Source organism: Bradyrhizobium sp. (assembly GCF_035570375.1).
Classification (GTDB): Bacteria; Pseudomonadota; Alphaproteobacteria; order Rhizobiales; family Xanthobacteraceae; genus Bradyrhizobium.
This window is the reverse complement of record NZ_DATMLW010000102.1, coordinates 1-4,247: the sequence shown is the minus strand read 5'-3', so window position 1 is coordinate 4,247 and position 4,247 is coordinate 1. Positions and strand designations below refer to the sequence as shown.

Here is a 4,247-nt window from a genome sequence, read left to right as displayed (position 1 = left end):
CCGCCGCGACGATTTCTCGTCTACGCGCCTCGCCGTCGAGCCCTTACTCGCACTGACGGAAGAGCACAATCTGAGGACTTACGCTGACGTGGGTCAGGTGTTAGCGAATTGGGTTCGTGGCCGACAAGTCGATCCAGAGTCTGGGGCGCTTGGGCTCAGGCAGGCGCTCGAGTCGTATGTAGGTCTAGGCAACACGAGCAGCGCTCCATCCTTTTACGGAATGCTTGCAGAACTCGAGGCCATGACCGGTGGTTACGACCGGGCCCTAATGCAGATCGACCAGGGGTTGGCAATGGCGGATGAGACGGAGGAGCATTTCACCGACCCGTACCTCCATCGGCTGCGCGGTGAATGCCTGCTGAAGCGAGAACCCGAGAACTCCGCTCCCGCCGAAGAGGCCTTCCAAACCTCCATCGCGGTCGCAAAGCAGCAAGGTGCTCGTAGCTACGAGTTGCTCGCCGCGCTTTCACTCGCCAAGCTCTACCAATCGACCGGCCGCGCCGCCGAAGCCTGCGCCATTCTCACGCCAGCCCTCAATGGCTTTTCGCCGACTGTGGAAATGCCCGAAATCAACGAGGCTAAGGCGCTGATCGAGCTGTGGACGCATGGCGCATAAGGGCTTCTGCAACGGAAGGCGGATCGCTGAAGTGGAAGGAGCATCGATGTGATCGTGGCGCTGGCTACGTCGGGCGTACAAGCAGTCAGGAACACCACGATCTCGATTCCAATCGTTATGGCCGCGAGAGGCGATCCAGTCGGCCCGGGCTTCGTTGCCAGCTTGGCAAGGCCGGGCGGCAACATCACGGTTTACAAATTCAGCCGACGCTTCTTGCGCGTGCCGACCCTATCGCGACATTTCACTGCGTTGCAGAATTTGGTCGCTTTCGGGGCACAGCGGACATGGTCGTGCTTGTTGCTGGCTCGAATTGGTCGCGAATGACCCAACTTAGACATCGCCCGCCGAATTTGCTGTGACGCGCAGCGGTGCTGCTCATGGGATGGTGTGGTAGGGTGTGATCCTCGCTAGGGACGACCCATGAGGCGACGGGATTTTGTCACTCTGCTCGGCGGCTCGGCCATCGCGTGGCCGCTCGCGGTCCATGCGCAGCAGCGGGCGATGCCGGTGATCGGATATTTGGGTATTTGGTCGGCAGAATCCGATGCCTCCCGGCTGACCGGCCTTCGGCGCGGGTTGAACGAAACCGGCTATGTTGAGGGCCGGAATTTAACGATCGAATACCGCTGGCACGGAAACCAACCTGATCGACTACCCACATTGGTGGCTGAGCTGATCCAAATGCGGGTGGCCGTGATCGTCACACCCGGCCATCTCTCGACACTTGCGGCAAAGGCTGCGACCACCACCATTCCAATTGTTTTTAGTGTCGGCGCTGACCCGGTGCAGCAAGGTCTTGTCGCAAGTCTCAATCGACCTGGCGGCAACCTCACGGGCCAAAATCAGCTCAACATCGAGTTGGCCGCCAAGGGGCTCGCGCTATTGCACGAGCTGGTGCCCAGCACCACGACAATTGGCTTTCTTGGGAACCCGACCAATTCGATGATTGACGAGCTGGTTACGAGAGACGTGTTGGCGGCCGCCCCTGCCATGGGGATACGGATTCAAATTTTGAAAGCCACCACCGACCGGGAAATCGCCGCCGCCTTCGAGAGCCTAGTTCAAGCGCGAACCGGGGCGCTGCTCGTCGGTAACGATGCTTTCTTCAATAGCCGGATCGAGCAAATAGTTGCGCTCGCGGCACACCATGCGATTGCGGTGATGTACGCATCGCCTGAGTTCATCGTAGCTGGCGGGCTCATAAGTTATGGAGCCAGCCTAACGGAAGCATATCGACAGGTGGGACTTTACGTGGGCCGCATTCTCAAGGGCGAGAAGCCAGCCGACTTACCGGTCTTTCAAGCTTCCAAGTTCGAGTTGGTCATCAACCTCAAGACCGCGAGGGCGCTCGGGCTTGCAATTCCAGCGAAGCTACTCGCACTTGCCGATCGGGTGATCGAATGAGAGACTTTTGCTGCAGCGCATGAGGCCGCTTTTGGCCCTTTGCGACATATTGCACCGCCGCGCAATCTTGGTCGCTATCGGGAAATAGCGGACATTGGATGGCAGCCCGGGCTGGGCCGTTCAGTCGCGAATGACCCAAACCGGAAGTTCAGACTGGCGCGACGGTGCGGCGTACGGCGGAGCCATGCTAGGCGCTAGACGGAGAAGCTGAAATCTTTCAATCCTAGAACGGTCAAGAAAGGAGCCTGCCGATGATCACTGCGGACATCATCAATGCCGGGAAGCTTCGAGTGGGCGTCGGAGTCGGGGCGGCCCCGATAGCACTCAAGGATGCAGCAAGCGGCGATCTGAGCGGACCCGCGGTCGACCTCGGCCGCGCGCTTGCAGCGCACATGGGAGTCGAGATCGTTTTTGTTGAGTATCCGAGGCCTGGCGCAGTTATCGAAGGCGTGGCCAGCAATGCGTGGGACGTTGCGTTTCTCGCTTTCGATTCGTCGCGAGCCGAGGTGGTAGACTACACGCCCGCGTACATTCGTAGTGATTTCACCTACATGGTGCCTGCCGGATCTTCGCTTCGCAGCGCGGCCGATGCCGACCAGCCCGGCATCCGCATCGTCACGCCTCGGAACGATGGCTCGGATTTACAACTGACCCGCGCGCTAAAGCGGGCGCAATTGATCAGGACTGAATCTCAAGCCGCTGCGCTTGAACTTCTACGCACTGGAGGCGCCGAAGCGCGTGCAGCGCCTCGTCCAACCCTGCTCGCCGACGTGCCCAAGTTGCCTGGATCGCGGGTGCTGGACGATGGCTTCGGCCCCATGACCTTTGCGGCACTGGTGCCGAAGGGCAATTCCGGTTGGTTGGCTTATGTCAGCGACTTCATCGAGCAAGCCAAGGTTTCTGGCGTAGTGAAGCGCTCGATTGGGGCAGCCGGCCTTCAAGGCGTCGAAGTCGCTCCTTCTGCAAGACCGCGCGACCTGTAGCGTCGTTTACAACCGTGCCGTGATGGGTGAGCTTCGGCCCGCCACGCGCTCGGCCTCGACGTGTCGCCGTCGTTGGCTGGTCCGCGAAGCACCTCACTTCCGCTATTGGCCCATCACGTCATTTCGCTGAGTAGCGGAATTTGGTTGCTATCGGGCCATAGCGGACATGGCCGAACTTGCTGCTGGCTCGACCCGGTCGCGAAAACCCGAAGCGGACGTTGCAGTGAACAGATTTTTCTAGGCTGGGCGTACCGGACCGCTTTGCGAAGCTTCATCAGATCGGAGCTCTACCATCGCCTCTCAGGCAATAGTCGCGCGGTGTTGCAGCCGAACTTCCCATTATACGATCGTGCAGCGTTATACACGGGAGCGAATCTCTTATTGGCTTTGCATGCCCGCCGTCCTAGAATTGCGGCGATCGCAGGACGGGCGAAATGCAGTATGTTTGCGACGCGCCGAAGGGTAAGACCTGGTTCCGTATCGAGACGGAAGGTGAAGCGGCGCATGAGTCGCGCCTGATGAGCCACACAGTCGAGAAATATTTCCGCCGCGAGCGGGAGAAGGCAGTCCGGTCCTGGCGTCCGGAGCGGCCCAACGCGATCGAGCGCGACATCGGCCTCGAGGCCCATGTACAGCGAGAGATGCCGCTTTTCCTCACGTTGCGCGACAGGGAGGGCAATGCACTGACTACAGCGATGCTGCCACCGGGTGGCAAAGATCGCGGCGGGTTCCGGATCATCATCGTTGCCGCATCCAATGCCGACCCTTATCCTCAGCAGGACGCGGCCATCGCTGCGCTGGGAGCGCATTTCGGTCTCACACTCGATCGCGACCGCTGCTTCCCCTACGGCCGCTAAGGAGCCTGACAAGTATTGCTGCTTGATTGGAGCGATGTCGGCTCATGGCACCAAACGGACCTCCGACTGCGGTCGCCGCGCTTCTATTATTCGGGGATAAGCGGACCTAGCTCAGGCACAGTCCGAGGTCCGATTTTGACCCGAAGCGGTCCTAACATACCTCCCGCGGTTTCCTCCTTTGGAGGTCTGCGTACGCCGGCCCCGGTGCGGGCCGCGCCACCTTCATGGGGCCGGCATCCGCAAACCTTCACATGAGCCGACATCGCTCCAATCAAGCAGCGATACTTGTCAGGCTCCTTAGCGGCCGTAGGGGAAGCAGCGGTGGCGATCGAGTGTGAGACCGAAATGCGCTCCTAGCGCAGCGATGGCCGCGTCCTGCTCAGGATA

At 60.2% G+C, this 4,247-nt stretch carries 5 protein-coding genes; all 5 read left to right on the top strand.

Annotated elements, in window-relative coordinates; all coding sequences use genetic code 11:
• On the top strand, nucleotides 1-616 hold a 616-nt coding region (locus VNX23_RS11095; protein ID WP_325629948.1), incomplete at its 5' end, for a hypothetical protein.
• 48 nt (nucleotides 617-664) lie between these two features.
• Nucleotides 665-940: an ABC transporter substrate binding protein gene (locus VNX23_RS11090; RefSeq protein ID WP_325629946.1), complete on the top strand. Its 276-nt coding sequence runs from the start codon at nucleotides 665-667 to the stop codon at nucleotides 938-940.
• 96 nt (nucleotides 941-1,036) lie between these two features.
• Nucleotides 1,037-2,020 carry an ABC transporter substrate-binding protein gene (locus tag VNX23_RS11085; RefSeq protein WP_325629944.1) on the top strand — a complete coding sequence of 328 codons (984 nt, stop codon included), beginning with the start codon at nucleotides 1,037-1,039 and terminating at the stop codon, nucleotides 2,018-2,020.
• 251 nt (nucleotides 2,021-2,271) lie between these two features.
• A complete protein-coding gene (locus VNX23_RS11080) occupies nucleotides 2,272-3,003 on the top strand; it encodes a transporter substrate-binding domain-containing protein (RefSeq protein WP_325629942.1) in 732 nt (243 codons plus the stop codon).
• 434 nt (nucleotides 3,004-3,437) lie between these two features.
• On the top strand, nucleotides 3,438-3,860 hold the full coding sequence (locus VNX23_RS11075; protein WP_325629940.1) for a hypothetical protein: 423 nt from the start codon (nucleotides 3,438-3,440) through the stop codon (nucleotides 3,858-3,860).
• The last annotated feature ends 387 nt before the right edge of the window (nucleotides 3,861-4,247 follow it).